The sequence below is a fragment of the Bradyrhizobium sp. USDA 4506 genome, assembly GCF_054058795.1.
In genome coordinates, this window is the sequence record NZ_JBSSBM010000002.1 from 5766517 (window position 1) to 5793501 (window position 26985).

At 64.6% G+C, this 26985-nt stretch carries 30 protein-coding genes and 1 tRNA gene; 16 read left to right on the top strand and 15 right to left on the bottom strand.

Translation table 11 applies throughout. The features are described from left to right. Positions 1–32: 32 nt before the first annotated feature. The 6 genes from ACVIHF_RS29430 to ACVIHF_RS29455 all read left to right on the top strand — a co-directional run bounded on the left by ACVIHF_RS29430 (position 33) and on the right by ACVIHF_RS29455 (position 6316). Positions 33–995, top strand: coding sequence for an IS481 family transposase (locus ACVIHF_RS29430; RefSeq protein ID WP_456792952.1), 963 nt, complete (start codon positions 33–35; stop codon positions 993–995). Positions 996–1074: 79 nt separating this feature from the next. Then, on the top strand, positions 1075–2238 hold the full coding sequence (locus ACVIHF_RS29435; protein ID WP_253605569.1) for an IS4 family transposase: 1164 nt from the start codon (positions 1075–1077) through the stop codon (positions 2236–2238). A gap of 193 nt (positions 2239–2431) precedes the next feature. Then, complete coding sequence (locus ACVIHF_RS29440) at positions 2432–2668, top strand: hypothetical protein (RefSeq protein ID WP_310883492.1); 237 nt, start codon at positions 2432–2434, stop codon at positions 2666–2668. Further along, positions 2665–2868 (top strand): hypothetical protein, encoded by a 204-nt coding sequence (locus ACVIHF_RS29445; RefSeq protein WP_375166800.1) that lies wholly within the window; start codon positions 2665–2667, stop codon positions 2866–2868. The genes ACVIHF_RS29440 and ACVIHF_RS29445 overlap by 4 nt, the downstream gene beginning before the upstream one ends. A gap of 112 nt (positions 2869–2980) precedes the next feature. Next, a complete protein-coding gene (gene uvrB / locus ACVIHF_RS29450) occupies positions 2981–5896 on the top strand; it encodes an excinuclease ABC subunit UvrB (RefSeq protein ID WP_456792953.1) in 2916 nt (971 codons plus the stop codon). A gap of 3 nt (positions 5897–5899) precedes the next feature. Then, the gene (locus ACVIHF_RS29455; RefSeq protein WP_456792954.1) at positions 5900–6316 is read left to right on the top strand and encodes a pyridoxamine 5'-phosphate oxidase family protein; all 417 of its coding nucleotides are present in this window, start codon (positions 5900–5902) and stop codon (positions 6314–6316) included. A gap of 27 nt (positions 6317–6343) precedes the next feature. On the opposite strand, the gene ACVIHF_RS29460 is transcribed toward ACVIHF_RS29455, so the two are convergent. The 6 genes from ACVIHF_RS29460 to ACVIHF_RS29485 form a co-directional block, all read right to left on the bottom strand. Next, complete coding sequence (locus tag ACVIHF_RS29460) at positions 6344–6844, bottom strand: GNAT family N-acetyltransferase (protein WP_456792955.1); 501 nt, start codon at positions 6842–6844, stop codon at positions 6344–6346. A gap of 86 nt (positions 6845–6930) precedes the next feature. After that, entirely contained in the window at positions 6931–7908 is a 978-nt protein-coding gene (locus tag ACVIHF_RS29465; protein ID WP_456792956.1) for an IS481 family transposase, read from the bottom strand. A 205-nt stretch (positions 7909–8113) separates the two neighbouring features. Then, positions 8114–9127, bottom strand: coding sequence for an IS30 family transposase (locus tag ACVIHF_RS29470; protein WP_456792957.1), 1014 nt, complete (start codon positions 9125–9127; stop codon positions 8114–8116). 166 nt (positions 9128–9293) lie between these two features. After that, positions 9294–9485, bottom strand: coding sequence for a hypothetical protein (locus ACVIHF_RS29475; RefSeq protein ID WP_172646835.1), 192 nt, complete (start codon positions 9483–9485; stop codon positions 9294–9296). A 114-nt stretch (positions 9486–9599) separates the two neighbouring features. Further along, positions 9600–9833, bottom strand: a complete 234-nt coding sequence (locus ACVIHF_RS29480; protein ID WP_456792958.1) for a hypothetical protein — start codon at positions 9831–9833, stop codon at positions 9600–9602. Between the two features lie 420 nt (positions 9834–10253). Next, on the bottom strand, positions 10254–11372 hold the full coding sequence (locus ACVIHF_RS29485; protein ID WP_310882586.1) for an alpha/beta fold hydrolase: 1119 nt from the start codon (positions 11370–11372) through the stop codon (positions 10254–10256). A 312-nt stretch (positions 11373–11684) separates the two neighbouring features. Between ACVIHF_RS29485 and ACVIHF_RS29490 the strand changes: the two genes are divergently transcribed. The 6 genes from ACVIHF_RS29490 (at position 11685) to ACVIHF_RS29515 (ending at position 15352) form a co-directional block, all read left to right on the top strand. Beyond that, complete coding sequence (locus ACVIHF_RS29490) at positions 11685–12155, top strand: nuclear transport factor 2 family protein (protein WP_310882585.1); 471 nt, start codon at positions 11685–11687, stop codon at positions 12153–12155. 60 nt (positions 12156–12215) lie between these two features. Beyond that, entirely contained in the window at positions 12216–12476 is a 261-nt protein-coding gene (locus tag ACVIHF_RS29495) for a hypothetical protein (protein WP_028336038.1), read from the top strand. A gap of 284 nt (positions 12477–12760) precedes the next feature. Continuing rightward, positions 12761–13195 carry a nuclear transport factor 2 family protein gene (locus tag ACVIHF_RS29500; protein WP_026193357.1) on the top strand — a complete coding sequence of 145 codons (435 nt, stop codon included), beginning with the start codon at positions 12761–12763 and terminating at the stop codon, positions 13193–13195. Between the two features lie 255 nt (positions 13196–13450). Continuing rightward, positions 13451–14407 (top strand): hypothetical protein, encoded by a 957-nt coding sequence (locus tag ACVIHF_RS29505; RefSeq protein ID WP_456792959.1) that lies wholly within the window; start codon positions 13451–13453, stop codon positions 14405–14407. A gap of 155 nt (positions 14408–14562) precedes the next feature. Further along, a complete protein-coding gene (locus ACVIHF_RS29510) occupies positions 14563–14985 on the top strand; it encodes a hypothetical protein (RefSeq protein WP_016841371.1) in 423 nt (140 codons plus the stop codon). 226 nt (positions 14986–15211) lie between these two features. Then, positions 15212–15352, top strand: a complete 141-nt coding sequence (locus ACVIHF_RS29515; protein ID WP_167350365.1) for a hypothetical protein — start codon at positions 15212–15214, stop codon at positions 15350–15352. Between the two features lie 107 nt (positions 15353–15459). Here ACVIHF_RS29515 and ACVIHF_RS29520 read toward each other — a convergent pair whose 3' ends face one another. The 3 genes from ACVIHF_RS29520 to ACVIHF_RS29530 form a co-directional block, all read right to left on the bottom strand. Next, on the bottom strand, positions 15460–15603 hold the full coding sequence (locus tag ACVIHF_RS29520; RefSeq protein WP_016841369.1) for a hypothetical protein: 144 nt from the start codon (positions 15601–15603) through the stop codon (positions 15460–15462). Between the two features lie 172 nt (positions 15604–15775). Next, on the bottom strand, positions 15776–16258 hold the full coding sequence (locus ACVIHF_RS29525) for a MaoC family dehydratase (RefSeq protein WP_253606855.1): 483 nt from the start codon (positions 16256–16258) through the stop codon (positions 15776–15778). An 8-nt stretch (positions 16259–16266) separates the two neighbouring features. Then, entirely contained in the window at positions 16267–16725 is a 459-nt protein-coding gene (locus ACVIHF_RS29530; protein ID WP_057019033.1) for a MaoC family dehydratase, read from the bottom strand. A gap of 319 nt (positions 16726–17044) precedes the next feature. On the opposite strand from ACVIHF_RS29530, the gene ACVIHF_RS29535 reads away from it, so the two are divergent. Together ACVIHF_RS29535 and ACVIHF_RS29540 are read left to right on the top strand one after the other, a co-directional pair. Then, entirely contained in the window at positions 17045–17341 is a 297-nt protein-coding gene (locus tag ACVIHF_RS29535; protein WP_028340592.1) for a DUF4282 domain-containing protein, read from the top strand. Positions 17342–17492: 151 nt separating this feature from the next. Beyond that, the gene (locus tag ACVIHF_RS29540; RefSeq protein ID WP_225648038.1) at positions 17493–17636 is read left to right on the top strand and encodes a hypothetical protein; all 144 of its coding nucleotides are present in this window, start codon (positions 17493–17495) and stop codon (positions 17634–17636) included. Between the two features lie 164 nt (positions 17637–17800). Here ACVIHF_RS29540 and ACVIHF_RS29545 read toward each other — a convergent pair whose 3' ends face one another. Then, on the bottom strand, positions 17801–18481 hold the full coding sequence (locus ACVIHF_RS29545; RefSeq protein WP_253606854.1) for a ParA family protein: 681 nt from the start codon (positions 18479–18481) through the stop codon (positions 17801–17803). A 182-nt stretch (positions 18482–18663) separates the two neighbouring features. Beyond that, a complete protein-coding gene (locus tag ACVIHF_RS29550; protein WP_431015605.1) occupies positions 18664–18990 on the bottom strand; it encodes a hypothetical protein in 327 nt (108 codons plus the stop codon). Positions 18991–19453: 463 nt separating this feature from the next. Between ACVIHF_RS29550 and ACVIHF_RS29555 the strand changes: the two genes are divergently transcribed. Beyond that, a complete protein-coding gene (locus ACVIHF_RS29555) occupies positions 19454–20617 on the top strand; it encodes an IS4 family transposase (RefSeq protein ID WP_253605569.1) in 1164 nt (387 codons plus the stop codon). Between the two features lie 111 nt (positions 20618–20728). Here the strand turns inward: ACVIHF_RS29555 and ACVIHF_RS29560 are convergent, their stop codons facing one another. The 4 genes from ACVIHF_RS29560 to ACVIHF_RS29575 all read right to left on the bottom strand — a co-directional run bounded on the left by ACVIHF_RS29560 (position 20729) and on the right by ACVIHF_RS29575 (position 22585). Further along, positions 20729–21013, bottom strand: a complete 285-nt coding sequence (locus tag ACVIHF_RS29560; protein WP_309145011.1) for a hypothetical protein — start codon at positions 21011–21013, stop codon at positions 20729–20731. A 200-nt stretch (positions 21014–21213) separates the two neighbouring features. Beyond that, positions 21214–21290 (bottom strand) — tRNA-His (locus ACVIHF_RS29565). A gap of 190 nt (positions 21291–21480) precedes the next feature. Continuing rightward, on the bottom strand, positions 21481–21915 hold the full coding sequence (locus tag ACVIHF_RS29570) for a phasin (RefSeq protein ID WP_028336028.1): 435 nt from the start codon (positions 21913–21915) through the stop codon (positions 21481–21483). A gap of 271 nt (positions 21916–22186) precedes the next feature. Further along, complete coding sequence (locus ACVIHF_RS29575) at positions 22187–22585, bottom strand: phasin family protein (RefSeq protein ID WP_092085090.1); 399 nt, start codon at positions 22583–22585, stop codon at positions 22187–22189. A gap of 354 nt (positions 22586–22939) precedes the next feature. On the opposite strand from ACVIHF_RS29575, the gene ACVIHF_RS29580 reads away from it, so the two are divergent. Then, positions 22940–26833 carry a PAS domain-containing protein gene (locus ACVIHF_RS29580; protein ID WP_456792960.1) on the top strand — a complete coding sequence of 1298 codons (3894 nt, stop codon included), beginning with the start codon at positions 22940–22942 and terminating at the stop codon, positions 26831–26833. The last annotated feature ends 152 nt before the right edge of the window (positions 26834–26985 follow it).

A 26985-nucleotide genomic window follows, 5' to 3' on the forward strand; every position in this document is an offset into this window, starting at 1 on the left:
GGCGTGGCCTTTGTCAGGGAGCACCTCGGGTCATGGAACTGAGCCTGCACGCGAACGCCACGACGACGCCGAAGACGCGCGCCTATATCCAGCGCAGCAGGAAGTCGGTTGCCGAATTGGCGACGGAACTGGGGGTCAGCGAGACCACGATCTATCGTTGGCGCGACCGCACGACGGTCGAAGATCGCTCGCACCGGCCGAAGAACCTGGTGACCAGCCTGTCGGCTGTCGAAGAAAGGGCGGTTTGCGAGCTGCGGACGTCGCTGCAGTTGCCGCTGGATGACATCGTCGAGGTGATGCAGCGATGCATCAATGCCAAGCTGTCCCGCAGCGCCATTCACCGCTGCCTGCAGCGCAATGGCATCAGCCGGCTCGCCAAGCCTGACAAACCCAAGGTCGGCATCTTCGAGACCGCCAGCATCGGCTTCATCCATATCGACGTGAAGTATCTGCCGTCCCTGCAGCGCCGCACCAGCTATGCCTTCGTCGCCATCGACCGCGCCACCCGCTACGTCTTTGTCGAGATCCATTCCAGGCGGGACGGGGCCACCGCGACCGGCTTCCTCGAGCGCTTCCTGGCCGACTTCCCGCACCAGGTTCACACCATCCTGACCGACAATGGCGCGGAGTTCACCGACCGCTTCGCTGTCGACAAGAAGAACAAGCCGCCCGGGAAGCCTTCCGGCGACCACCCCTTTGATCGGCTCTGCAAGCAGCGCGGCATCCAGCATCGCCTGACCAAGCCTTACCACCCGCAGACCAACGGCCTCGTCGAACGCTTCAACCGGCGTATCGCCGAAGCCATTGGCCGCGAACAAAAGCGCGGCAGCGCCCGGCGGACCTTCATCGACCATGCCGATCGCGACGCCTTCATCGCCAAGTTCGTCCACGACTACAACCGGACTCGCCTCAAATGCCTCGGCTACCAGGCCCCGATCCAGGCCGTTGCTAAACTCACGGGACTGAACACAAGCGCAGGGGTGTCCGGGGAATGATTCACTGTGTCGCGGTGCATGCTCGGCAGGACCGAGGCAAATCGGTCTTTTCTGGTTGTCGAGACACAGAGGGCCGAGCATGCGATATCGCGGTAGCATTTTTGGAAGGCTGCTTGAACCGATCAATCGACGGCAGTTTCAGACGGTTGTGGATCGTCTGGACGGGGATGCCTACGACAAGTCGTTCAGGAGCTGGGATCATCTGGTGGCGCTGATCTATGCCCAGCTTAGCGGCAACAGCAGTCTGCGCGGGGTGGTGACTGGCTTCAACGCCAATTCGCAGCATCACTATCACTTGGGAACCGGCAAGCTGTCGCGCTCGACGTTGTCCGATGCCAATGCCCGCCGTCCGATCGGCATTTTCGCGCAAACCTTTGCGGCGCTGTCGGCGATGGCGCGTCGCCAGCTGCGGAGTGAAGGCATGGAGATGGTGCGTCTGATCGACGCCAGTCCGATCCCGCTCGGCAAGGTCTGCAGTTGGGCGACGTGGAACGGCCGCATCCGCGGCATGAAGCTGCATGTCGTCTACGACCCAAGGAGCGATGTCCCGACCTGCGTCGAGATGACGGCCGCGAACGTCAATGACATCGAGATCGGCCGACAGACCCCAATCCAGCCCGCCACCACCTATGTGTTTGACAAGGGCTATTGCCGTTTCGACTGGTGGCAGAAGATCAATGATAGCAAGGCTTTCTTCGTTACCCGGGCGAAGACGAGCATCCGTCTTCGCTCGCTCAGGCATCGCGCCATCCGCAAGCGTAACGGGGATGGCTTCGAAATCCTTGCCGATGACGAGGTGAAGCTCACCAGCAAGGGCGATTCGCGCCTTCCAATCCCGCTCCGCCGCATCAAGATCAGACGCGAGAAAGGCGGCAAGATCACACTCCTGACCAACGACCTTGTCCGTAGCGCCGTCGAGATCGCCGCCCTCTACAAGAGCCGATGGCAAATCGAGCTGCTGTTCCGCTGGATCAAGCAGCATCTCGATATTCGCAAGTTCCTCGGCGCCAACGACAACGCGATCCGCCTTCAGGTGCTCGCTGCGATGATTGCCTACCTGCTGCTGCGCATCGCCGCTCACACCAACTGCATCAAAATGCTCCCGCTCAGGTTCGCCGAACTCGTCGGCCAGCTCCTGCTCACGCGTCGATCCCTCGCTGCCATCGACAAACCTCCGCCCATCAACCCCAGCCGTCGGAAATCAACCATCTCACCTGACCAGATGGAGCTCCGCTATGCCTGAATTTCCCCGGACACCCCTGCCGCACGCGGGAGAGGGAGCGCACCGCCGTCGCAGCCGCTATTCGACCATCTCCACGCGCTCAGGGCTCCGGGTTCCTTTGCTGCGCGGAAATAAACCCGGCGAGTTGTGAACTGCTTCACATTTAGCGCAGCGCGCTCGTGCTTCCTATGAGAAGGGCATTTCGAGGTCGCACATGATTTACAGCGGTTTTGAGATCAAGTCGTTCGAAGTGGGGAAGGGGCAATGGCACGCCAGGATTCAACGGGTCGATCAAAGGCCGGTCGTCATCGATGGCATGCTGTTTCCGACGCTCGACATCGGCTTTGCGTGGTCCGATCCGGATGCGGCGATCGCCGACGCGAAGCGGGCTATCGACCGGTTCCCGCAACGCTATGGCATGACAATGCCGGCGGCCGAAGCGTCGGCGTGACCGGTAACGTCGTGGTTGCCGTCCCGCAATGCGAGCCGGATCCGGTCTGGCCGGCGCAGGTCCGCACCAGCTGCCCCGAATGCGCCGCCCCGCTCTCGCTGCTGCGCGTGATCCCCGGCCGCGCCGCCGAATACTGGACCATGCGCTGCGACGGCTGCGGCGGGATCCATCTCGACATCGTCGACCTGCCGCGGGCGTAAAGTCCGCGAAGCCGCCGCCTGCTGACACCCTGCTGTCAGCAGCCTCGCCCGCGCAGCGATCCGGCCGCCGTTTGCCCTTTTCTCGCTGCCGGACTCGTCCCATATTCGGGACATGGCGAAGACACCGAACACTCCGAAAAAGCCCGGCAAAACCCCCAAATCCAAAGCTCACCGGCCCGAGGTCCTCCCGATCGGGCCCGCGCTTGCCGAATTGCTCAATCCCGCGATCAACCGCGGCGATGCCGGCATGGGTTCGGGCACCGGCCTGCAGCCGCCGCCGGACAATTCCTGGGACCGCCGCGCCGGCGGCGAAGCCGCCGCGCATCGCGCGCGGGCGTCGACGCGCGAGACCAGCGAGGACGTCGCAAGGCGCGATACTTCGGGCCTCGGCGAGGCCCCGCAGGCCAATTACGGCACCTCGGCCACCATCCCGACCCTCGATCCGGAACTGGCGCGGCAGCTCGGCCTGCCGACCGCCGAGGATGACGAGGAGGCCTTGGCACGGCCGCCGCGCAGCAAGATGGAGGCGCTCGGCGTCAAGGCGACTGCCGACGCGCTGGAGAACCTGATCCGCGACGGCCGCCCGGAATTCCGCAAGGACGACGGCTCGATGCGGGTCTGGACCCCGCACCGCCCGCCGCGCCCGGAGAAATCCGAAGGCGGCGTGCGCTTCGAGATCAAGTCCGACTATCAGCCGAAGGGCGACCAGCCGACCGCGATCGCCGAGCTGGTCGAGGGCATCGACCGCAACGACCGCACCCAGGTGCTGCTCGGCGTCACCGGCTCGGGCAAGACCTACACCATGGCCAAGGTGATCGAGGCGACGCAGCGCCCGGCGCTGATCCTGGCGCCGAACAAGACGCTGGCCGCCCAGCTCTATGGCGAGTTCAAGAACTTCTTCCCCGACAACGCCGTCGAGTATTTCGTCAGCTATTACGACTACTACCAGCCGGAAGCCTACGTCCCGCGCACCGACACCTATATCGAGAAGGATTCCTCGATCAACGAACAGATCGACCGCATGCGTCACTCGGCGACGCGCGCGCTGCTCGAGCGCGACGACGTCATCATCGTCGCTTCGGTGTCCTGCATCTACGGTATCGGCTCGGTCGAGACCTACACCGCGATGACCTTCGCCTTGAAGAAGGGCGAGCGCATCGACCAGCGGCAATTGATCGCCGACCTGGTCGCGCTGCAATACAAGCGCACCCAGGCCGAGTTCACCCGCGGCACCTTCCGCGTCCGCGGCGACGTCATCGACATCTTCCCGGCGCACTATGAGGACCGCGCCTGGCGGGTGAACCTGTTCGGCGACACCATCGAAACCATCGAGGAGTTCGATCCGCTCACCGGCCACAAGCAGGACGAGCTCGAATTCATCAAGATGTACGCCAACTCGCACTATGTGACGCCGCGCCCGACGCTGGTGCAGGCGATCAAGTCGATCAAATCGGAGCTGAAGCAGCGCCTCGACCAGCTCAACGACCAGGGCCGCCTCTTGGAGGCACAGCGACTCGAGCAGCGCACCACCTTCGATCTCGAGATGATGGAGGCGACCGGGAGCTGCGCCGGCATCGAGAACTATTCGCGCTATCTCACCGGGCGCCGCCCCGGCGAACCGCCGCCGACGCTGTTCGAATATGTACCGGACAACGCGCTGATCTTCGCCGACGAGAGCCACGTCACCGTGCCGCAGATCGGCGCCATGTTCCGCGGCGACTTCCGCCGCAAGGCGACGCTCGCCGAATACGGCTTCCGCCTGCCCTCCTGCATGGACAACCGGCCGCTCCGCTTCGAGGAGTGGGACATGATGCGACCGCAGACGGTGGCGGTGTCGGCGACGCCGAGCGGCTGGGAGCTGAACGAAAGCGGCGGCGTGTTCGTCGAGCAGGTGATCCGTCCGACCGGCCTCATCGACCCGCCGGTCGACATCCGCCCTGCCCGCACCCAGGTCGACGATCTCGTCGGCGAGGTGCGCGCCACCGCGGCGGCCGGCTATCGCTCGCTGATCACGGTGCTCACCAAGCGCATGGCGGAGGACCTCACCGAATATCTGCATGAGCAGGGCATCCGCGTCCGCTACATGCACTCGGATATCGACACCATCGAGCGCATCGAGATCATCCGGGATCTTCGCCTTGGTGCGTTCGACGCGCTGGTCGGCATCAACCTGTTGCGCGAGGGCCTCGACATTCCCGAATGCGCGCTGGTCGCGATCCTCGATGCCGACAAGGAAGGCTTTCTGCGCAGCGAGACCTCGCTGATCCAGACCATCGGCCGCGCCGCGCGCAACGTCGACGGCAAGGTGATCCTCTATGCCGACAGCATGACCGGCTCGATGGAGCGCGCGATGGCCGAGACCACGCGGCGCCGCGAGAAACAGGTCGAGTACAACGAGGCCAACGGCATCACGCCGGAGAGCGTGAAGAAGTCGATCGGCGACATCCTCAACTCCGTCTACGAACGCGACCACGTGCTGGTCGAGATCGGCGACGGCGGCAAGGGGAATTCCTGGTCCGACGACGTGATCTCGATCGGGCATAATTTCGAGGCCGTGCTGAGCGATCTCGAAACACGGATGCGCGAGGCCGCGGCCGACCTGAACTTCGAGGAAGCCGCCCGCCTGCGCGACGAGGTCAAGCGCCTGCGCGCCACCGAGATGGCCGTGGTCGACGATCCCACCGCCAAGCAGCGCAACGTGCAGAAGCAGGCTGGCGCCTATGCCGGCACAAGAAAATACGGCGATGCCGCCAACCTGCCGGTCAGCGCATTGAAGAACAAGTCGGCGCAGACCTCGCTCAAGGCGAGCCGCGGCGGCAAGTCCGGCTCACGCATCCACAAGCCCGATCTCGACGAGATGCACGGCCCGGAATCGCTGCCCTTCCGCCCCAGCGGCGCGCTGCCCGCAAAGCCGTTCGGCACCACGAGCCGCATCATCCAGCCGACCGACTCGCGGCAGTCGGGGCCGGAGTTCGGCCCGTCGCCGCGGTCGAGCGGCGGCGCGCCGGGCAAGCGGAAGAAAAGGTAGATCATGACGCGCGCCGAGCTGCTCGCCTTCCTGCGGATGCATCGGCTCGCGGTGGTCAGCACGGTTCACAATGGCGCGCCCCAGGCGGCGGTCGTCGGGATCGCGGTCAGCGACAATCTTGAGATCATCTTCGACACGCTTACCACCTCGCGCAAATACCAGAACCTCCGCGCCGATCCGCGCGCGGCGCTGGTGATCGGCTGGGACGCCGAGCAGACCGCGCAGGTCGAGGGCGTCGCAGACTTCCCGAGCGGCGCGGAGCTCATCGCCTGCAAGCAGGTGTATTTCGCGGCGTGGCCCGGCGGGCCGGAGCGCGAGACATGGCCGAACATCGGCTATGTGCGGATACGGCCGAACTGGGCCCGGTTCAGCGATTTTGGCGCGGTGCCGGCGCGGATTGAGGAGATGACGCTGCCGTAAGTCACGTCGTCTTGAGGCGGTACCTGATCACGTCACATCGAAAACCGCATGGTACTTCACATCCCCCTTCGGCGGCTGACCCTTCAACACCAGCCGCTGAAAGTACGGGCTGGGCTCGCCGCCATAGGTCAGCGCGGGATCGCTGACGAAGCCGAAGCGTCCATAATAGGCGGGATCGCCGAGCAGGACGCAGCCGTCGGCATTCATCGCCGCGAGGCGAGCAAGTCCCGCGCGGATCAGCGCGCCGCCGGTGCCCTGCCGTTGCAGGTCGGGTGCGACCGAGACCGGGCCAAGCCCATACCAACGTCCTACTACACCTTCGATCCGGACCGGCGAGAACGCGACGTGGCCGAAGATGCTGCCGTCGTCGGATACAGCGACCAGAGAAATCGTCAGCGCGTCAGCCTGGCGCAGAGCCTCGACGATGCGGGCTTCGGTGCCGCTGCTGTGCGGCGCTGTTGCGAATGCTGCCGCCGTGATGCGGCTGATCGCGGCGGCGTCTTCGGGGCGTTCGTCCTTGATCTGCATGCTCGCAGATAAGGCCGATCGGGAAGGGCGCGCAAGGGAAGCGCAAAGCTCGGGCAGATCATGTCGCGAGAATGCGGAGGTATGACTCACCGGCCGAACCACATATTCGGTGTCGTCCCTGCGAAAGTGTTCAGTCCCGTGAGTTTAGCAACGGCCTGGATCGGGGCCTGGTAGCCGAGGCATTTGAGGCGAGTCCGGTTGTAGTCGTGGACGAACTTGGCGATGAAGGCGTCGCGATCGGCATGGTCGATGAAGGTCCGCCGGGCGCTGCCGCGCTTTTGTTCGCGGCCAATGGCTTCGGCGATACGCCGGTTGAAGCGTTCGACGAGGCCGTTGGTCTGCGGGTGGTAAGGCTTGGTCAGGCGATGCTGGATGCCGCGCTGCTTGCAGAGCCGATCAAAGGGGTGGTCGCCGGAAGGCTTCCCGGGCGGCTTGTTCTTCTTGTCGACAGCGAAGCGGTCGGTGAACTCCGCGCCATTGTCGGTCAGGATGGTGTGAACCTGGTGCGGGAAGTCGGCCAGGAAGCGCTCGAGGAAGCCGGTCGCGGTGGCCCCGTCCCGCCTGGAATGGATCTCGACAAAGACGTAGCGGGTGGCGCGGTCGATGGCGACGAAGGCATAGCTGGTGCGGCGCTGCAGGGACGGCAGATACTTCACGTCGATATGGATGAAGCCGATGCTGGCGGTCTCGAAGATGCCGACCTTGGGTTTGTCAGGCTTGGCGAGCCGGCTGATGCCATTGCGCTGCAGGCAGCGGTGAATGGCGCTGCGGGACAGCTTGGCATTGATGCATCGCTGCATCACCTCGACGATGTCATCCAGCGGCAACTGCAGCGACGTCCGCAGCTCGCAAACCGCCCTTTCTTCGACAGCCGACAGGCTGGTCACCAGGTTCTTCGGCCGGTGCGAGCGATCTTCGACCGTCGTGCGGTCGCGCCAACGATAGATCGTGGTCTCGCTGACCCCCAGTTCCGTCGCCAATTCGGCAACCGACTTCCTGCTGCGCTGGATATAGGCGCGCGTCTTCGGCGTCGTCGTGGCGTTCGCGTGCAGGCTCAGTTCCATGACCCGAGGTGCTCCCTGACAAAGGCCACGCCTCGTTCTACACCGATTCCATCAAACCAATCAGCAGGGACCAAACACTTTCGCAGGGACGACGTCCGGAAGAAGCCGCGGCCTCTCGGCTCACGCACGGATGTCTCTGGAATACTGGATCACCCGCAGGCAAGGTGATGACACCGAACAAGCTGTTTGACCGTGAATCGGATTTTCATCGTCGTCCTGGCGAAAGCCAGGAGGTGGATTCACATTCGAAGTGCAACACTTGAGCAAAGGACTCGGCAGGCGTGCGGTAGTCAAGGCATTTGCGCGGGGTGTTGTTGTAGGCGGCGATGAACTGGCGGAATCTGGCGGTCGAGAGGGTGACGAGATCCGTCTTGCGGGGAATAAAGCGGCGCATCCTGCCGATGGCGTTCTCGATGCCACCCTTCTGCCAGGGGGCATGGGGATCGCAGAAGAAGGTCGCGATCGAGAGGCGGTGCAGCGCCAGGTGACCGGCGAACTCGGTGCCGTTGTCGAAGGTAACGCTCTGGCGCAGCTCTTGTGGAAGGGGCGCGAAGAAGCCCACGAGATGGCGGGCGACACCGCGCGCGACCTTGCTGGCAAGGCGGATGCCGAGCAGCAGCCGCGAGGTGCGCTCGTGCACGGTCAGCACGGCCTGACCGTATTTCGAGAACATCATCAGGTCGGCCTCCCAGTGTCCGGGCACGCTGCGGTCGGCCGCTTCGAGCGGCCGATTTGCCAAGGATACACGGCCTTCGATGAAGCTTGCGGGGCTGCCGCCCCGCTTGCCGCGGCAGCCGCGCTTGCTCTTGGCGCGCGGCAGATAGCGCCGCCAGTTGAAGTCCGTGGTGCGCCTGAGTTGGCCATAGATGAAGCGGTAGATGGTCTCGTGGGAGATCACCTTGCGCCCGTGCTCGCGGGCCAGCCGGCCAGCGACCTGCTCGGGCGACCAGCCGCGGCGAAGGCGTTGCAACACCGCGCGGCGCAGGCCGGGCTCCCGTTCGAGGCGTCCGCCCGTCCAGCGCCGCGCTCGCATCTGGTGCTGGGCATAGCTCGGCGTGTAGCCGACCTGGCTCCCCCGATTGCGCCTCAGTTCCCGAGAGACCGTTGATGGCGAGCGATCCAGAGCTGCCGCGATTTGCCGGACCGAGCTGCCATTGGCCGATAGGCAGGCAATCTCGCATCGGTCGTCCAGAGAGAGCTGCTTGTAAGTCCGCCCCATGGCAACACCTCCTCAAGGAAGTGTTGCACTTCGTTTGTGAACTCAGGGGACCCATTACCCCAAGTCTCTATTGCTGCGCGACATTGCGCCGCGATCCCGCTCATCACTGAATTGGGTGGTCATGGGTCCCGGCTTTCGCCAGGACGACACCGAGAGTGTGGCCGCCCTACCCCGATCGCTTGTTGCTGGTGTTCTGGGTCAGATTGCCGTGCGCGGCCTGCTCGCGGATGTTGTGCTTCTCGTCGTCGCGATGGCCCTTGGTGGTGTCGATGGGAACGCTGGGGGTGCTGCCGGGGCCCTTGTGGCTCTTGTTGTCATCGGGAACGGGCTGGATGGTCTTTGTCTTTGGTTTCGTCATCATCGTCTCCGTTACGCATGGAGACAACGCGGCCGGTGCGGACGGCGTTCCCGGAACGAGACTTCGTTCCCGAAACGTGCTTCACGTTCCCGGAACGTGGCTTCACAACTGACCCTACAGCTTCTCCTGCTGCGCGGGCTGTGACTGCGGCTGCTGCTGGCGCTGCTGTTTGGCGTGATGGCGGCCGTAGAGGCACCCGGCGGCGGCGCCGAGCATGCCGTGATGGCCGGCATAATGACCGGCGACGCCGCCGACGATAGCGCCCTTGATGCAACCCTTGGCGTCGGCAGGCGACGCCAAGGCGAGCGCACCGACGGCAATGACGGACGCGAGAACAATCGATTTCATGATGCGGCTCCAATGCAATGCTGCCGCATCAAGGGCGAAGCGGCACGGCCGGTTCCGGGAAGATGAAGCGGTTCACCATCGCCCCCTCCGTCGGCAAGGCGGCGCCGTCGGATTTGCTGTTGTCGAACGCACCGCAACAGCGAGCCGGCGCGATTTCACCGGCCGGCCCCGGAGGAGCTCAAGGCCTCGTGGCCGGTGTCGACGCCGGCTCACCGTCGCGCGGTGCGCGCTCGCATGATTTATTTGGAGACAACCAGGGCGGCGACGGCAAGCGGCATGGTGTTTCTCATACGGAACTCCTGATCGCGGATGCGTCGCCCACGCCGAACCAACCGGGGGCGCGGGCGGAGGTTTCATTAACTCGCGGACAGCTGCCCGCCGCATGCCTCCACGTCTGCGAGGCGCGGCCGGTTCAGCCGATCACTCCAGTTTCTTGCCGCCGTCGGTCACGCCGTCGAGGAACACCCCGGTTTCGCGGTTGAGAAACTCGACATCCGCCGGGAAGAAGCCGCCGGCCGAAGCGTGGCCGGTCACGGTGCCCGGGCTGATCGTCTTGATGGTCACGCCTCCGATGTTCTGGCCCATCTGGTTCGGCTCGAATTCGGGGTTGAGCAGGTCCTTGGTGCCGGTGAGGATCAGCGTCTTCGCCTTGATCGAAGCCAGCGCCTTCGCGGTGTCGCCGCCGAACCCGGCCGTGGTGCCGACATCGTGCCGGTCATAGGCCCAGCTCTGGTAGATCCAGTCGTTGGCGTCGAACAGCTTCCACAGCGCGGTCTCCTGCTCGGCCATCCAGGGCAGCACGTCGGGGCCGGACTTGAACTGCGCCGCATACATGTCGGGCGTGCGCGCCGCGAGCAGCGCGACGATATCGCGGAACAGCTTGAGGCCCTTCTCCGGCGGCGCCTCGTAATTGCCGTCCTTCCACGCCGGATCGTTCATGATCGCCTTGCGCGAGGCCTCCATCACCGCGACCGACCAGGCCGGCGTCTTCGCAAGCGGCACCATCGCAACCAGCGCGTCCATGAAGTCCGGATGGCTGACGCCCCATTGCAGCGCCTGCATGCCGCCCATCGAGGGGCCGACCACGGCGACGACATGGTCGATACCGAGCTTCTCCTTCATCAGCCGATACTGCGATTCCACCATGTCGCGGATCGCGAATTTCGGGAACTGCATCCGCGGCTGCGCCTTCGAATTGCTCGGCGACGTGGTCAGCCCGTTGCCGATCGCATCGGTGCAGACGATGAAATACTTGTCGGGGTCGAGCGCCTTGCCGAGGCCGATCATGAAATCGAGCCGGTGATGATTGCCCGAGATCGCGGTCACCACCAGGATGGCGTTCGACTTCTTCGCGTTCAGCGTGCCGTGGGTGACGTAGGAGATCGAGAAATCCTTGATCGCCTCGCCGCTCTCGAGCTTCAGGTCGCCTTCGTTGTAGAGCTGGTGGGCAGGCTGCTGCGGCGTGTGTGCGAAGGCGGGCGGGATCGCCGGGCATGCCAGCAGCGACAGGATCGCGGCGAAGTGGGTGATGCGCTTCATTGGTCTCTCCCCATCGGGGCGGCTCTGTTCGGCCGCCTTCCGCCGCGAAGCATACGGGCCGGCGGCGCCGCGGCAAGGCCGCGGGCGCGAAGATTTAAGCGGCGCAGGCGCGGAATAAACCGCCGCCTGCACCGCGACAGCCGCCCGTCGTCGCATTGCGCGAACCGGCGCGCCGCATGCATTTTGCGCCACAATGCACGCGCTGGTTGCCGAACCTAATCGCGTCTCGCGCGTCAAACATATGTTGTTTGATTGTGGAATGCTCCGGTTCACAATGCCGGGCCAGAGCGAGTCGGACCGGCGGAGTCGATCATGGGCGAGGATTTGAACCGGCAGCGCGTCTTGAACTTCCTCGACGTTTATTATGCCGGCGGCATCGAGGGCGCGCTCGATCGCTGCAGCGACGACGTCGCGTTTCTCGCCAACGCCCCGATCGACATTCTCCCGCATATGGGCCAGCACCGCGGCAAGGCCGCGCTGCGCCAGATGTGGACCACGATCCACGAGCGCTATTCGGACATGCGCTACGAGGCGCCGATCGTGGTGACCCAGGGCGACAAAGTCGCCGCGCAGCTGCGCGTGTTCTTCCGCAAGCGCAACAACGCCCGCGTGGTGCAGTTCGATGTGGCGGTGTTCTACACGCTGCGCGACGGCAAGATCACCGAGATCCGCGAGATCATCGACACCTTCGACCTCGTCCAGCAGGTGCTGGAGCGCGACGTCGCGGCGGCGCTGACCGGGCACGACGACATCGTGCAGGCAAATTCGCAACGCCGGCGTTGAACCTCGACGGCCCGGCGCTGACTTATTACCGGGCTTGTTGCGGTCGGGGCTGAAATCACCATGAAAATCGCATTGCTCGCTGTGCTTGGCCTGGCGCTGGGCGCCCTTGGCGGCGCCGCCTTCGGCATCGGAGCCGGGCTTAGCTGGATCGGATTGGCCAGAACCTCTGGTATCGACAGCGGAACGCTGGTGTTTTTCACCTTCATGCCGCTCGGCGCCGCGATCGGCGGCATCGGCGGCGCGCTGCTGTTCGCGGTGGTGGCGATCCGCGACGCCGAGATCGTGATCGAGCGGCAACCGGTGCGGCAGCGCGACCGCTGAATTGCGGCGACCGGAGCGTTTTCGCGCGAAGCCTGCCCCGCACGTGATGCGGGGTGGATGCCGGTTCGCATCAAAAAAGCGCGTCGGAACCGGAATCCAGAGGTCGGCGGTCACATTCGGGTAAAATTCGGCGCAATTGTGCATTGCAAAAAAGTCATTTGCGTTTTTGCCGTTCGGCACTATTTCAGGCCGCAATAGCGATGTGCAGCAACCTGGCAAGGCGTCGGCGCTGACCCCCTGCCATCCGTTTGCGTTTGAAAATCCAGTTTCAGGACAAGGCCAAAATGACAGAGCATAGTCTCTGGCGTTTTTCGCGCGCATTGCATCGCGCGATCAACGAACGCCAGCTTGCAGATATCGAGCCGCTGCTCGACGACGAGGTCGAATGGTCCATCTATGGGCCGATCGACCTGTTTTCCTTTTTCGGCGCGCGCCGCGGCAAGGCCGCGGTGCTCGAGGTGATCCGGCAGATCGGCGAGAACCTCAGGGTTCACCGCTTCGACCGGGAACAGATCATGCTCGGCGTGGATTCCGCAGCCTCGATGCTGCGCTATTCGCTGACGGCACTCGACTCCAACAAGCCGATCTCGCTCCGGATCGCGCATTTCGCGCAGTTCAGGGCCGGCAAGCTGACGAGCTTCCGCGTGCTGGTCGACAGTTTCGACCTCGTCGAGCAGACCGTCGGCTACCCGATCCATCTGCCGCGCATCGCGGTCTGACGGCTTTTCGATTTCACGCCTTCGTCATGTCCGGGGCGCTAAAGCGCGAAGCGCGTCTTCGCGTTCAGGCGCCCCGGCAGCGGCGGCCTGTTTTGCCAGCCCCGAACGGCCGCGCTCGGGACGCGCCGCGCGAACGCGCCGCGCGTTTGTCCCGGACATGACGATCACGCGTTGATCACTTGCTTTCAGAGCGCCGATGCCACAATTTTGCGGCACGGCAATGCATGCTGCGGCTCTGGAATTTGTGGGCTGGGAATGACTTTCACATTACGATTTGGCTGGGCAAGACTGCCGGTGCTGGCAGCCGGCTTCAGCCTGGCGATGGCGCTGCCGGCCGCCGCGCAAACCCCGCCGTGGCAGATCGCTCCCGCCGCCCAAGACACCGTTGCTCAAAATACCGCAGCTGATAACGCCGAGGCTGCGGCCGACGAGGAGCCGCCGGCGGCCAATGCCAATGACGCCGACATTCTGAAGGACATCGACGAGAGCAAGCTCGACTGGAGCCAGCTCGACACCGATTCCACCAGCCTGCCCACGCTGGCGCCGAAGCGTGCGGCGAGGCCCGCCAGCGTCGCCGGCAAGGATCCATCCTGGTCGACCAACAACAACGCCAACGGCTCGTCGGCGGTGTCGGTCAAGCAGTCGATCTCGCCATTCCTCGACACCCGCATCGGCGCCGACATGACGGTCGCAAGGCAAGGCACCATGACGACGTCGGAGCAATTGTCGGAGCGGCTCGCCAATGGCGGCAGCCTGCCGCAGTCCGGCGGCTCGGCCTGGGCCGCGATCTCGACCGGCGGCGTGGCCTCGATCTGGGACAAGACCTCGGTCGAGGCGCGGGTCGATCCCTCCGCCGACCAGAGCAAGGTCGGCACCTCCTTGAGCAAGTCGGTGCCGCTGTCGGAGCAATATTCGCTGACGCTGCAGAACGGCTACAACCTCATCCAGCAGGGCGTGGTCCCGGTGCCCGGCATCATCAGCCACCCCTCGCGCAGCTACGACACCGATCAGTCGGCGAGCCTGTCCGTTAACGACACCGGCACCAGCATCACGGCAGGCCAGACGCTGTCGACCTCCGACGACAGATGGCTGCGCCGGATCGGCGCCGAGCAGAAGCTGTTCAACGGCGTTACCGTCTCCGGCTCGGTCGGCGAGACATCCCAGGGCACCACCAGCAAGAGCATCAGCGCCGGCTACAAGCGCTCATGGTGAACGGTCTGTTAGCTCTATCGCGTTAAATGATCAGGCATTGCCGCAACTTGGCCCAGATGCGGTCAAATTCGGCGGCACTGATAGGTCCGTAACTTCATCAATTCGTCGTGCGGGGGACAAGCCGCGCTTCGCCATTGCGAACAAGGGGAAAGCCGATGAACGCCACCAACCGTACCGAGGAAGCCGAAGTCGAAACGACGTCCGAGGTCGACACCAACCTCGCCGCCGTCTCGGAAGTCGAAGCCGGGATCCGCGACTTCGTGCGCAACGATATCGCCTATCTGCGCCGGCCGGTGGCGAGCCCGGAGACCGCGCCGACCGACACCAACACCGATGCCACCGTCAGCAACGTCAACTCGCTGATCCAGCGCGTCGCCGGCACCTCGCTCGCCGAGATCGAGAAGCTGATCGGCGAGCTCGAGAGCCTGCGTGACCTGCTGCATGCCGAGGGCCAGCGCGTCCAGCGCGAGATTTCCGGCTATGCCCAGCTCAGCCAGGCCGCGATGAAGTCGACGCGCATGATCGCCGACAACGTTTCGCAGTGGAAGCGCGCCGCCGACGGCCTGCGCAACAGCTGATACAGCTCAGGTTCCCAAACTGACCGCCGCCGCCTCCTGAACGGGGGGCGGCGGCTTCGCTTTGCGGCCTGATTCAGCGCAGAACGATTCGTTATTCAGCGCGGTGTAAACTCCGGGACGTCAATTTTTGCAGAAGCCGATTTGAACTTGGGATGTCGAGCCCGCGTCCAATCCGGAATTCGCGTCCGGACCGCGCGCTGCCGGGCATCCATTTGGAGACGAAGTCATGCAGAGCGTCCGGCCGGACAACGCCGCCGATCCGATTCCGCTGCGCCAGCCGCAGCAGGGCATCGGCACGATCATGATCCGGTTCATCGGCATCCTGGCAGCCGCGACCGTCGTGATGGTGCTGATCTGGAATCGTTAGACTGAAGCTTGGAAGAAATGTGACGCAGCCTGCCGACAGATCACATTGAAAAGCGCAAATGCACGCCACCTGCGCTCCCTCGAGCGCCGGGAGTTACAGACGGTCAATCAGCGGTCGATGCTCGCGGTGGTCTCGAAGGAATAATTGCCGTCGGCAAAACCCTTCACGACCATTCCGGTGGCCAGCATCACCACAACCGTTACCGTCGCGAAGATAATGCCGACGAGTTTCAGCGCGCTGCGATCTGCCATGGTATCCCCAGTCATTCTTGCCAGATGTCCGTGCCCTCAAACCATAAGGCAGGGACAAAGGTTCAGAATGCGTTAGCAAAAACTGAGTTCCACGCAACGCACAACTGCGTCGGCAGCAGAAGTCATTCGCTAACCATGGCGTCCGGGCAACATCAGAGGCGCGCGAGCAACATCAGGAACCGGGATTCCGCCGCGGCACGAAAGCGGTGGCGAGGAACGAGAACACCACCTCGTTGCGCTGATTGACGCCGGTGTTGCGGGCCTGAAGGATGCCCCATTCGGGCCGCTTTTCGGACGTGCGCTTGGTCTCGACCTGGTTGGTGAAGCTGATGGTATCGCCTGCCAGCACCGGGCGGATCCAGCGCAGTTCGCGGAAGCCCGGCGACGGCCCCCAGACCGCGACCTGTTCGCCGCGCGCGGCGGCTTCCGCGGCGAGCCGCTTGCCGTCGGCGACGAGCAGCTTCATGCAGACGCTGGCGACATGCCAGCCCGATGCGGCGAGCCCGCCGAACAGCGAGTTGCGCCCCTCCTCCTCGTCGAGATGGAAGCGCTGCGGATCGAACTGCGCGGCGAACCGCTTGATGTCCTCGGGCGTGAAGGTGAAGGAGCCGAACTCGCGCCGCGCGCCGATCTCGATATCTTCAAAAAAGCGCATGACCTCTCCTATGCGCTCGCGCCGTCGCGGCGGCTGACGATGATCGGCGACTCCATCTCGCACAGCATCTCGCCGCGCGCGTTGCGGATGGTGCCCTTGAAAGTGACGATGCCGGTCTCGGGCCGGCTCTTCGAGACGCGCGCCTCGACGACGTCGACATCCAGCGTCAAATCGTCGCCCGGACGCAGCGGCGCCACCCACCGCATCTCGTTGACCCCGGGCGAACCGAGCGAGGCGGTGCGGCCGATGAAGCCGTCGAACAGCATCCGCATCATCAGCGAGCCGAGATGCCAGCCCGAGCCCGACAGGCCGCGGAGCATGGATTTCTTCGCCGCCTCCTCGTCGAGATGCATCGGCTGCGGGTCGAATTCGGCGGCAAAGGCGAGGATCTCCTCGCGTGAAACATGGCGCGGGCCGAACGTGCCGAAGCGGCCGGGCTTGAAGTCTTCGAAGGTCAGCGTGGTCATTGGGTGAGGATATGCCGGAGGGAAGCCCGATTGTGGCCGTTATTTGCGGCAATCACAACCGGCCCACTCGCATAGCTCGCCCCTGGACTGCCGGCGCCCGGTCCGGGGCTCGCCTTTGGCGAGACCGAATGGGCTTCTGCGGTATCGATCCCTCTGGTCGCGGAGGCGCCTGGCGCCGTCCCGAACCATTGGCCCGGCGAAAGCCTCGTCCCGACGGACGCCTGCGGCGCAGGCTCCCGGGATGAAGTGATCACGCCGGCGGTCACGCAGTAGGATGAACGAGACGCGAATCATATTTCGGCTGGCCGGGAGAACCATGATGTTCGATTTCCAGGATCTGTTTCAGTGGGACCGCTTCATCACGCCCACGATCATCAAGACGTTCTACTGGCTGGTGATCGCGGTCATCGTGCTGTTCGGGATCTCCGGCATCCTGTGGAGCCTCACGGCGATGGCGATCAGCCCGTTCGTCGGATTCATCCAGCTGCTCGCGTCGATCGCGAGCGTCTTCGTCGGCATCGTGTTCTCGCGCATCGCCGCCGAGTTCATCCTGATCGTATTCCGGATCAACGAGCATCTCGGAGCGATCCGCGATCGGGACGGAGCAATGCACTGAAGCGAACGGCACCCGGCCGAACGCGACCGACCGCGGGGCTGTGGTTAATCCGAAGTAGCACCCGCGCGCAAATGCCCGCGAAATTCCAACCGGGATTTTAAAACCACTCGCGTACAGCCTTCCGCATTGCCAAGACCAACGCGGGGGCGTCGTGAATTCCAGGAATTTTGTTGCCGTGAGGCCGGGTGCCGAGCCGGGCTTTACGACCGAGGATATTTTATGGGCTGTCGGCATCTGGTCGGTGATCCTGACCCTGGCGCCGGTGATCGTGTTTTATTTGCTGATGGTGGCGTGAGGGCATCCCCTCCGTCATTTCCGGAGCGATGCGTGAGCATCGAATCCGGAATCTCGAGATTCCGGGCTCATGCTTCGCATGCCCCGGAATGACTCCAATATTCTCGACGACAAAAAACGCGCGGGAGCCGCGCGTTCTTTCCATTTCAAACCAAAACGGCGTTGTTACGCCGCCTGCTTGTGCATCGTACCGGACGCCGACGCCGTGCCGCGGATCGCCCTGATCGAGCGTTCGATTGCGGCCCACAGCCGATTGATCTCGGCGGCAGCGCGGCCTTCGGCATAATATTCGCGGGCGCCTTCGCCCTGGCCGAGCGCCATCAGAAGATCGGCGCGGTTGGTGATCTGGCCGCTCCACACCGGTGCGCGGAATTTCGCCAGCGCCTCGCGCGCGATCGCGACGATGCGGCTTTCGGCGCCGTCACGCTGCGCGGGCGCGCCGTTGATCACGACGGCATAGGGCTTGCGCATCGAGCGGCAGGTCTGGATGGTTTCCTGCACGGCGTTGACGTCGAACACGCCGGGCCGCGCCGGAATGATCACCATCGTGGCGTTCTTGATGGAGTCGTCGACCACGGCCGAGAGGTTCGGCGGCGTGTCGATGAACACCCACTCGATGCCGTCACGCTTGGCCTGGGCAATGATCCCGCTGACCGAGTTCACTGCCGTCTTGATCGCCGGCTCGTTGGTGCCGCGCAGCTTGTGCCAGAGAGTCAGCGAGCCCTGCGGATCGGCGTCGATCAGCAGACAGGGCTTCGTTGCCTTGTGCACTTGCGCGGCGAGGTGAGCAGCCAGGGTACTTTTTCCCGAGCCCCCCTTACGCGAAGCGAAAACAATCACGTTCATACGTTGGCCTCCAGATTGACCCCAGGAGGCGAAAATGAATCAGCACGCTGATTCGCGAAAGAAAAAATTTCTTGCAATCCGCAAAGTGGCCAAGATTACCGGTGCGTTTTGCTTTTTGAGTCACACCGAACTTATAACGCAACCGCAAATGGAAGCGCTAAGCGTTTGATTTGACTCGGTGCCTAGCGTTTTCCGGCAGCCTTCGCGCGCTCGCGCTCGATCCACTTGCGCTCGATCCAGCCGAGCAATTGCGCAGTGGGTTTCTGCAGGAACGGAACGTCTTGCGCGAACAAAAGGAGTCCGAGCGGCAGCATCCAGAGTCCGAGCACCGGCAGGAAGCTGAAGATGCCGCCGATGATCAGGAGGATCGCGAGCGGAATCCGCACGTAGCGCGACGACGGCTTGCGCAGCCACGCGACGAAGCGCGCCGGCTTATCCGGCAGCTTGGCTTCGAACCAGGCGAAGTGCCGATCGATCTCTTGCTTGTAGTATTCGCTCACTCGTCCCACTCCATCCGTTCCACAGGCGGAACAGATTTGGCAAACCACACAAGCCCCACAGATGATGCTGCGTGACAGCGTCACAAGGCGTCAGTCTGTCGCGCATGACCGACTTGAAATCGCGGCCAAACGATCTATCGCGCATTTTCGCGCGAAGCGATTGGATTGACCGCGACGGCGCTGTGCTCCCTCTCCCCGTTCTTACGGGGAGAGGGTTGGGGTGAGGGGCGGCCTCCGCGTATCCGGCGATAGCTGCGTTTGCGGAGACTCCCCCTCACCCGGAACGCATCTGGCGATGCGTCATAGCCGAAGCTCCGCTTCGGCGTTCTTGAGAACGGCCGCCAAGGGCGGCCTACGCCTCTCCCCGCACGCGCAGGGGTGTCCGGGGAATGATTCACTGTGTCGCGGTGCATGCTCGGCAGGACCGAGGCAAATCGGTCTTTTCTGGTTGTCGAGACACAGAGGGCCGAGCATGCGATATCGCGGTAGCATTTTTGGAAGGCTGCTTGAACCGATCAATCGACGGCAGTTTCAGACGGTTGTGGATCGTCTGGACGGGGATGCCTACGACAAGTCGTTCAGGAGCTGGGATCATCTGGTGGCGCTGATCTATGCCCAGCTTAGCGGCAACAGCAGTCTGCGCGGGGTGGTGACTGGCTTCAACGCCAATTCGCAGCATCACTATCACTTGGGAACCGGCAAGCTGTCGCGCTCGACGTTGTCCGATGCCAATGCCCGCCGTCCGATCGGCATTTTCGCGCAAACCTTTGCGGCGCTGTCGGCGATGGCGCGTCGCCAGCTGCGGAGTGAAGGCATGGAGATGGTGCGTCTGATCGACGCCAGTCCGATCCCGCTCGGCAAGGTCTGCAGTTGGGCGACGTGGAACGGCCGCATCCGCGGCATGAAGCTGCATGTCGTCTACGACCCAAGGAGCGATGTCCCGACCTGCGTCGAGATGACGGCCGCGAACGTCAATGACATCGAGATCGGCCGACAGACCCCAATCCAGCCCGCCACCACCTATGTGTTTGACAAGGGCTATTGCCGTTTCGACTGGTGGCAGAAGATCAATGATAGCAAGGCTTTCTTCGTTACCCGGGCGAAGACGAGCATCCGTCTTCGCTCGCTCAGGCATCGCGCCATCCGCAAGCGTAACGGGGATGGCTTCGAAATCCTTGCCGATGACGAGGTGAAGCTCACCAGCAAGGGCGATTCGCGCCTTCCAATCCCGCTCCGCCGCATCAAGATCAGACGCGAGAAAGGCGGCAAGATCACACTCCTGACCAACGACCTTGTCCGTAGCGCCGTCGAGATCGCCGCCCTCTACAAGAGCCGATGGCAAATCGAGCTGCTGTTCCGCTGGATCAAGCAGCATCTCGATATTCGCAAGTTCCTCGGCGCCAACGACAACGCGATCCGCCTTCAGGTGCTCGCTGCGATGATTGCCTACCTGCTGCTGCGCATCGCCGCTCACACCAACTGCATCAAAATGCTCCCGCTCAGGTTCGCCGAACTCGTCGGCCAGCTCCTGCTCACGCGTCGATCCCTCGCTGCCATCGACAAACCTCCGCCCATCAACCCCAGCCGTCGGAAATCAACCATCTCACCTGACCAGATGGAGCTCCGCTATGCCTGAATTTCCCCGGACACCCCTGCCGCACGCGGGGCGAGGTGAAGGCGGACACCGGTTCGCGTGACGATAACGCGCCCGATCAGAGACCCTCGCCTGCGCGCGATGAGAGCCAGGTCAGTGGGCCGGCTTCTTCGCCTTGTGCGATTTGGAGACCTTCCGCTTGGCAGGCCGCCGCTCCACGCGCTCGCTCGCCTCGGGACCTGCGCGGAAGAATACGCGGCAGGCCGGCGAGAGCTGCGCCTTGTTCCTGATCATGCAGGCCGTGATGCGATCGACGTCGGGAATCTCGGGGCTGCAAAGCCGGAACGCATCCGGCGTACAGGCCTGCTGCTGATCCGGCGTGTAGGCCTCACTTCGGCCCGGCAGCAGCAGCGCCGCAAGGGCGACGGATGATATCAACGCAAACGAAAAACTCCTTGAACCGGCGATCCCCATGCATCCCCCCAAAGGTGTCACTAGGCGTCGTTAAGGCGTCGTGTCAGCCAGTTTGGGTGACGGGACAGAGAAGTGCAAGCGGACGCGATGACACGCCGGGCGATAAGGGCGAGCGACCTTGCGATGGTCTGATCTTGCGATTTCGCGCTGAGTGATCTTGCGGATGGTACAGTTGGGTGGGCTCGAACCACCGACCTCCTGTTCCACAGACAGGCGCTCTAACCAACTGAGCTACAACTGCATCCTGACGCGCGGCCCGCTCAAGCGGGGCGGCGATTTCGGGCGGAAACTAGGTGCAACGCCGCGCTTTGGCAAGGCCGTAACGCGCCGATTTCCGCTGTTATGTCGGGCCGCTTGACGGGGCCCTGGCCAGCAAAAAGGCCCGGACCGCTTCGGCCCGGGCCTTTCGCTGGTCTCCCAAACGGCAGCGATCAGGCGGCCGGCTTGTAGAACTTCGAGGCGCTGGCCTTGATCGGCTCGGCGGTCTCGCTGGCGACCTTCTGGCCGAGCTCGGCCAGTTCCTTGGCCTGCGCGGTGTAGGTCTCGAACTGCTTGCGGGCGTGCGACGTCCACAGCTCGACCGCTTCGGTCGGCGACTTCACGCTGAACAGCTCCTGGGCGAAGTCGAGCGAGGAGGTGGTGTTGGCCTTGAAGAACTCGATCAGCTTGGCCGAATACTCGCTGGCGCCCTTGCTCACCGAGGTGAACACGGCCTCGACCGTCGAGTTGTGGGTCTCGGCAGCATCCTTGAACTTGGCGTAGCTGTCGCGGGCCTGCAGAACGCCCTTCTCGGCGAACGCGCGCATCTGCTCGGGAACTTCAAACGGAATGATCGAGGCGGAAAACGGATCGGACGGGTTGGTCATACGTGTAATCCTTCGCAACGGGTGAGTAGATGTGACCATTGCGGACGTCCCGGAGCCCATCAGGCCGGGAGCGCTGAAATGGATCACGCTGCCTTGATTCACGGGAGTGCCCTTCGTCGGGCGCGCCTAATAAACACCCATATCATGTCAATTTTGTGCAACGCAACGTAAGATCGCGTGCGACGCCACATTTTTTATCTGACGGAACAAAAGATTACCGCGGCCGACCGAGGCTGAATGCGCCAGGGTCGGCCGCGGCCAATGCGCCTCGTCAGTTCTTCGGCTTGACCGCGTCCATCGCGGCCCGGCTGACGGCCTGGCCCATCTCGCTGGCCTGCTCGGCGAGCGAGCGCATCTGGCCCTGCACATATTCGCTGTGCAGCCGCATGACGTCGCTGAGGTCCTTGGCCTTGAGCAGCGCCTCGGCGTAGTCCAGCGACGACTGCACGTTCTTTTCGGCATAGGACAGCGCCTTGGTCGAAAGATCCTTGGCGCCGGCGCGCACCGTGGCGTTGCGCTCCTCGATCTTGCCGGCGGTGTCCTTGGCGTTGGTCACGAATTGCTCGAACGCCTTGCGCGCCTGCTCAAAACTCGCCTCCGCCATCGACCGCATATCCTTGGGAATCTCGAACTTGGGGATCTCGAAATGGTCACGCCCGTTGTCGCTCATGGTCGCTCTCCCTCGCTTGCTGATCGGCCCGCCGCTTGGCCCTGCGGGCCCAGGGCAAGATAGACGGCAGAATATATCGTGGCACTGCAATCGCAGGTGTGACGCGGCGCCGCCTGGTTCCGCATCGTGCGGCTCGCAGCAACCTAGCTTTGCCCGACAACGCCAAACGGCTGTGGATCGTTCAGCCAAGTTAACGTTATCCCGGCTTAAGGCTGGGCAGTTTCGCTGCGGACATGGACCTGCCGTTCCCCAGTTGCGATACTAACCTTCTGTTAAGGCTGTCGTCCTGCGGCTGCCGGGCCTTCGGCTGAGCTTAAGGAAGAAAGCCAAACCCATGCGGTCAAATCTTGCGTGATGAGTGACGCGGAATTCCAGATCCAGGCGCTCGGCGATGTCAGGCTGGCGGATCATGCGACGGGCGCCCTGCCGGCATGGCTGTGGGCGGCCGACGGCGCGCGGATTCTCTGGGCCAATCCGGTCGGCGCGCAGGTATTCGGTGCCGCCAACGGCGCCGAGCTGGCGAAGCGCGGCTTCGGCCCGGCCGATCCGCACCGCCGCCAGGTCGCGCGGCTCGGCCACAGCCTGAACGCCAATGGCGCGGTCCGGCTGGAGCGGCTGCGCGGCTTCGGCGCTGCGCCCGGCATGCTCGCGACCTGCGGCTGCGCCCGGATCGACCTGCCGGACGGCAGCCATGGCATCCTGATGACGGCGCTCAATGCGACCGGCCGCGGCATGCCGCTCGCGGAACGCCTGCAGCGGCTGCTGCAGGGCTTGCCGCGTCCGGCCGCCGCCTTCACCAGCAACGGACTGCTGGTCACAACCAATGAGGCGGCGCGTACGCTGCCCGGCCTGCACGACCTCACCGAAGCCGGTCTCGATGCCGCGCGCGGGGAGGCGCTGGCGCAGGGCCGCGCGGCGGCGAGCGTTGCGATCGGCCGCGTCGTGCTGCAGCGGATCGGGCACGGCGCCGATCGCGCGCTGGTCGCGTTGATCAAGCCGGCGGCGCATCTCGCCGCAAGGCCGGCGCCGATCGTGCCTGCGCCGGTTGAGCCGGAGACGCCGGCGCGCGAAGCACCGGCTCCCGCAGCGCCAGCGCAGCAAGAGGCCATGGCCGTAGAGCCGCCGCCAGCACCTGCAGTTATCGAACAAGCCGTTGCGCATGACGAAGCGCCCGCGACGGCCTGCGCAGCACCGATCGCGTTCACACTGTTCGACGCGCTGGATCCGCAGATGGAAGAGCGCGTCACGATCGAGCCGATCGTCAGCGCGGCCAAATCCGAACCTGAGAATGCTGCTCCATCTGCCGTGGCAGCAGAGGCGGCGCACGTAGAGGCGCCCGTCGAGACCGCAGCTCTCGACACCACGCAAGACGAAACACCTGCCGCCGAGGAACCGCTGTCGGAAGCACTGATCGAAGTGACGGACGGCGCGCAGATCGAAGAGCCTACGCCTCTTGCCCCGCCACTTGCGTCGGCAGAACTCACGCATTCAGAGCCGACGCCCGTCGAGACTGCACCTCTCGACACCACGCCCGACGAAAGCCCCGCCGTCGAGGAGCCGCTGTCGGAAGCGCTGATCGAAGCACCCGCTGAAGCGCCGGTCGAACAGCCTGCGCCTGATCTCGCAGAGACGGCACGCACGCACGCGCCGGAAATATCGGCGCCCCCGGCCGATCCCGCCCCCTCGCCTTATGCGATCGCGGATGCGCCCGCGCCGCCGCCCGCCGCCGAGCCGGAGCCCGCGACATTGGCGCCGGTGCCACCACCATCCTGGCTCGACGAGCCGTTGCCGGTGCGGCGCCATCCGCTGCGCTTCATGTGGCAGATGGACCACGAGGCCCGCTTCTCGCTCGGCTCCGATGAATTCACCCGCCTGATCGGCCTGCACACCGCGGCGGGCTTCGGCCGGCTGTGGAGCGACATCGCCGAGAGCTTTGGCCTCGATCCCGAGGGCCGCGTCATGCAGGCGTTCGCCAGCCACGACACCTGGAGCGGCATCACGCTGCACTGGCCGGTCGACGGTGGCGGCCGGCTGCCGGTCGAACTGTCCGGCCTGCCGGTGTTCGATCGTGCCAGGAATTTCGCCGGCTACCGCGGCTTTGGTGTGTGTCGCGACCTCGACGGGCTTGCGCGACTCGCCGCATTGCGCCGCTATGAGTTCTTCAGCGGCACGCTCGCGCCGCAATCGCTGTCGGCCGATGTCGCGCCGGCGCCGCGCACCGTTGCGCCGCCCGGGCCCGCCGCGCCACAGGACAATCCTCCGCCTCACGCGGAGCCGCCGCCCGACACGACCGCCATAGCACCACCCGAGGAATTGACCGAGCCGACAGCCGCAGAGACTTCACACCGAGCCGATCCGGATCACGCCGTGGAAACGCACGAGGAAACGCACGAAGTGCGTCACGACCCGCCACCGAATGTGGTGCCGTTCCGTCCCGCCGGCGACACCCGGCCGCCGTCGCTGACGCCGGTCGAGAACAACGCCTTCAACGAGCTCGCCCGTCAATTGTCGGCGCGGCTCGAAAACGAGGCCGGCCTCGCCGCGACAACGGACGACAGCGTGCCGGCCGAGCCGCTCGCCGAAGCGCCGCCCGCAACCGAACCGCCGCAGGAAGCGGCGGTGGCACTGCAGGAGACGGTCGCGCAGCTGGAGCCGCCGGCCGATCCGCCAAAGGCCAGCTGGCTGACTGCGGCGGAGCCGGCGCCGCGCGCAGATTCCCGGCGCGACCGCGCGCTGCTCGATCTGTTGCCGGTCGGCATCCTGATCTACCGGCTCGACCGCCTGCTCTATGCCAACCGCGCCTTCCTCTCGCGCATGGGCCATGACAGCCTGCACGCGCTGGAAGCCGCCGGCGGCCTCGACGCGCTCTATGTCGAGCCCGGCGTCTCGCAGGCGAGCAGCACGTCGGGCACCGGCACGCCGGTGACGATCTCCGCGAACCAGAGCACCGAGCACGGTGCGCAGTCGGTGTCCGCGGAGGCGCGGCTGCACACCATCACCTGGGACGACGATTCCGCGCTGGCGCTGATCTTCTCGCGCACGCTGGACGAGGATGCCTCGATCGCCGCCGCGCTGTCCGAGCCGGAGCCTGCGGCGGCCGCCGAGCCGCTGCTTGCGCCGGCTGAGCCGCAAGCCGGCCAGGCCGACGCCGAAGAGCTCGGCGCGATCCTCGACACCGCCGCCGAAGGCATCATCATGTTCGATGCCGACGGCAACATCCATTCCTGCAACCGCAGCGCCGAGGCGCTGTTCGGCTATGACGGCGACGAGTTCGTCACCCGCAAGCTCGCCGATCTGTTCGCGCCGGAAAGCCAGCACGGCATCTTCGACTATCTTGCCAGCCTGAAATCGGCCGGCGTCGCCAGCCTGCTCGACCATGGCCGCGAGACGCTCGGCCGCGTCCGCCAGGGCGGCATCATCCCGCTGTCGGCGACGATGGGCCGCACCCGCGCCGATGGACCGAACTTCTTCGCGGTGTTCCGTGATCTGTCGCAAACGAAGAAGAGCGAGGGCGAATTGCGCGAGGCGCGGCGGCTCGCCGAACGCGCCGCCAACGCCAAGTCCGACATGCTGGCGCGGATCAGCCACGAGCTGCGCACGCCGCTCAACGCCATCATCGGATTTGCCGAGGTGATGATCGGCGAGCGCTTCGGCGCGCTCGGCAACGAGCGCTATGTCGAATACATGAAGGACATCCGCGCCTCCGGCGAGCGGGTGATCGCGATCGTCAACGATCTGCTCGACCTGTCGCGGATCGAGACCGGCAAGCTCGACCTCGCCTTCACCAGCCAGAACCTCAACGAGATGGTGGAGAGCTGCGTCGCGGTCATGCAGCCGCAAGCCAACCGCGAGCGCATCATCATCCGCACCTCGCTCGCCCACACGCTGCCGCCTGTGGTCGCCGACGCCCGCGCGTTGCGCCAGATCACGCTGAACCTGATCGGCAACTCGATCCATCTCGCCAATGCCGGCGGCCAGGTGATCGTCTCGACCGCGCTGTCGGATTTCGGCGAGGTGATGTTGCGCGTGCGCGACACCGGGCAGAGTCTCAACGACAACGAGGTCGCCGCCGCGCTGGAGCCGTTCCGCGCCCCGACGCCTTCAGATCAGGCCGGCTCCGGCGGCGTCAGCCTGTCGCTGACCAAGGCGCTGGTCGAAGCCAATCGCGCCAAATTCCAGATCCGGACCGGCGGCCGCACCGGCACGCTGATCGAGGTGACCTTCGCCCACGCCACAGCAAGGGCGTGAGCCGCGATCCGCCCTTCGCGCTCTTGCCGGCCGATTCCAGGACACTGCGAACATCTGTCGCGTCGGATCCGCGCGGCGCGGCATAGATCTTGCTGCGATTCGGCTTGTTTGAATTCATTGCCGTGCGGCCCCGCCCGTTTTCCGGGCATTCG

Bases quoted from the DNA above. Each gene is read 5' to 3' on its own strand.
- ACVIHF_RS29475 (WP_172646835.1), bottom strand. From the start codon at position 9,485: ATGACGAAACCAAAGACAAAGACCATCCAGCCCGTTCCCGATGACAAC.
- ACVIHF_RS29495 (WP_028336038.1), top strand. From the start codon at position 12,216: ATGAAAATCGCATTGCTCGCTGTGCTTGGCCTGGCGCTGGGCGCCCTT.
- ACVIHF_RS29535 (WP_028340592.1), top strand. From the start codon at position 17,045: ATGTTCGATTTCCAGGATCTGTTTCAGTGGGACCGCTTCATCACGCCC.
- ACVIHF_RS29435 (WP_253605569.1), top strand. From the start codon at position 1,075: ATGCGATATCGCGGTAGCATTTTTGGAAGGCTGCTTGAACCGATCAAT.
- ACVIHF_RS29480 (WP_456792958.1), bottom strand. From the start codon at position 9,833: ATGAAATCGATTGTTCTCGCGTCCGTCATTGCCGTCGGTGCGCTCGCC.
- ACVIHF_RS29460 (WP_456792955.1), bottom strand. From the start codon at position 6,844: ATGCAGATCAAGGACGAACGCCCCGAAGACGCCGCCGCGATCAGCCGC.
- ACVIHF_RS29530 (WP_057019033.1), bottom strand. From the start codon at position 16,725: ATGACCACGCTGACCTTCGAAGACTTCAAGCCCGGCCGCTTCGGCACG.
- ACVIHF_RS29570 (WP_028336028.1), bottom strand. From the start codon at position 21,915: ATGACCAACCCGTCCGATCCGTTTTCCGCCTCGATCATTCCGTTTGAA.
- ACVIHF_RS29440 (WP_310883492.1), top strand. From the start codon at position 2,432: ATGATTTACAGCGGTTTTGAGATCAAGTCGTTCGAAGTGGGGAAGGGG.
- ACVIHF_RS29485 (WP_310882586.1), bottom strand. From the start codon at position 11,372: ATGAAGCGCATCACCCACTTCGCCGCGATCCTGTCGCTGCTGGCATGC.
- ACVIHF_RS29525 (WP_253606855.1), bottom strand. From the start codon at position 16,258: ATGCGCTTTTTTGAAGATATCGAGATCGGCGCGCGGCGCGAGTTCGGC.
- ACVIHF_RS29515 (WP_167350365.1), top strand. From the start codon at position 15,212: ATGCAGAGCGTCCGGCCGGACAACGCCGCCGATCCGATTCCGCTGCGC.
- ACVIHF_RS29470 (WP_456792957.1), bottom strand. From the start codon at position 9,127: ATGGGGCGGACTTACAAGCAGCTCTCTCTGGACGACCGATGCGAGATT.
- ACVIHF_RS29545 (WP_253606854.1), bottom strand. From the start codon at position 18,481: ATGAACGTGATTGTTTTCGCTTCGCGTAAGGGGGGCTCGGGAAAAAGT.
- ACVIHF_RS29575 (WP_092085090.1), bottom strand. From the start codon at position 22,585: ATGAGCGACAACGGGCGTGACCATTTCGAGATCCCCAAGTTCGAGATT.
- ACVIHF_RS29465 (WP_456792956.1), bottom strand. From the start codon at position 7,908: ATGGAACTGAGCCTGCACGCGAACGCCACGACGACGCCGAAGACGCGC.
- ACVIHF_RS29520 (WP_016841369.1), bottom strand. From the start codon at position 15,603: ATGGCAGATCGCAGCGCGCTGAAACTCGTCGGCATTATCTTCGCGACG.
- ACVIHF_RS29430 (WP_456792952.1), top strand. From the start codon at position 33: ATGGAACTGAGCCTGCACGCGAACGCCACGACGACGCCGAAGACGCGC.
- ACVIHF_RS29500 (WP_026193357.1), top strand. From the start codon at position 12,761: ATGACAGAGCATAGTCTCTGGCGTTTTTCGCGCGCATTGCATCGCGCG.
- ACVIHF_RS29490 (WP_310882585.1), top strand. From the start codon at position 11,685: ATGGGCGAGGATTTGAACCGGCAGCGCGTCTTGAACTTCCTCGACGTT.
- uvrB (WP_456792953.1), top strand. From the start codon at position 2,981: ATGGCGAAGACACCGAACACTCCGAAAAAGCCCGGCAAAACCCCCAAA.
- ACVIHF_RS29580 (WP_456792960.1), top strand. From the start codon at position 22,940: ATGAGTGACGCGGAATTCCAGATCCAGGCGCTCGGCGATGTCAGGCTG.
- ACVIHF_RS29510 (WP_016841371.1), top strand. From the start codon at position 14,563: ATGAACGCCACCAACCGTACCGAGGAAGCCGAAGTCGAAACGACGTCC.
- ACVIHF_RS29555 (WP_253605569.1), top strand. From the start codon at position 19,454: ATGCGATATCGCGGTAGCATTTTTGGAAGGCTGCTTGAACCGATCAAT.
- ACVIHF_RS29505 (WP_456792959.1), top strand. From the start codon at position 13,451: ATGACTTTCACATTACGATTTGGCTGGGCAAGACTGCCGGTGCTGGCA.
- ACVIHF_RS29455 (WP_456792954.1), top strand. From the start codon at position 5,900: ATGACGCGCGCCGAGCTGCTCGCCTTCCTGCGGATGCATCGGCTCGCG.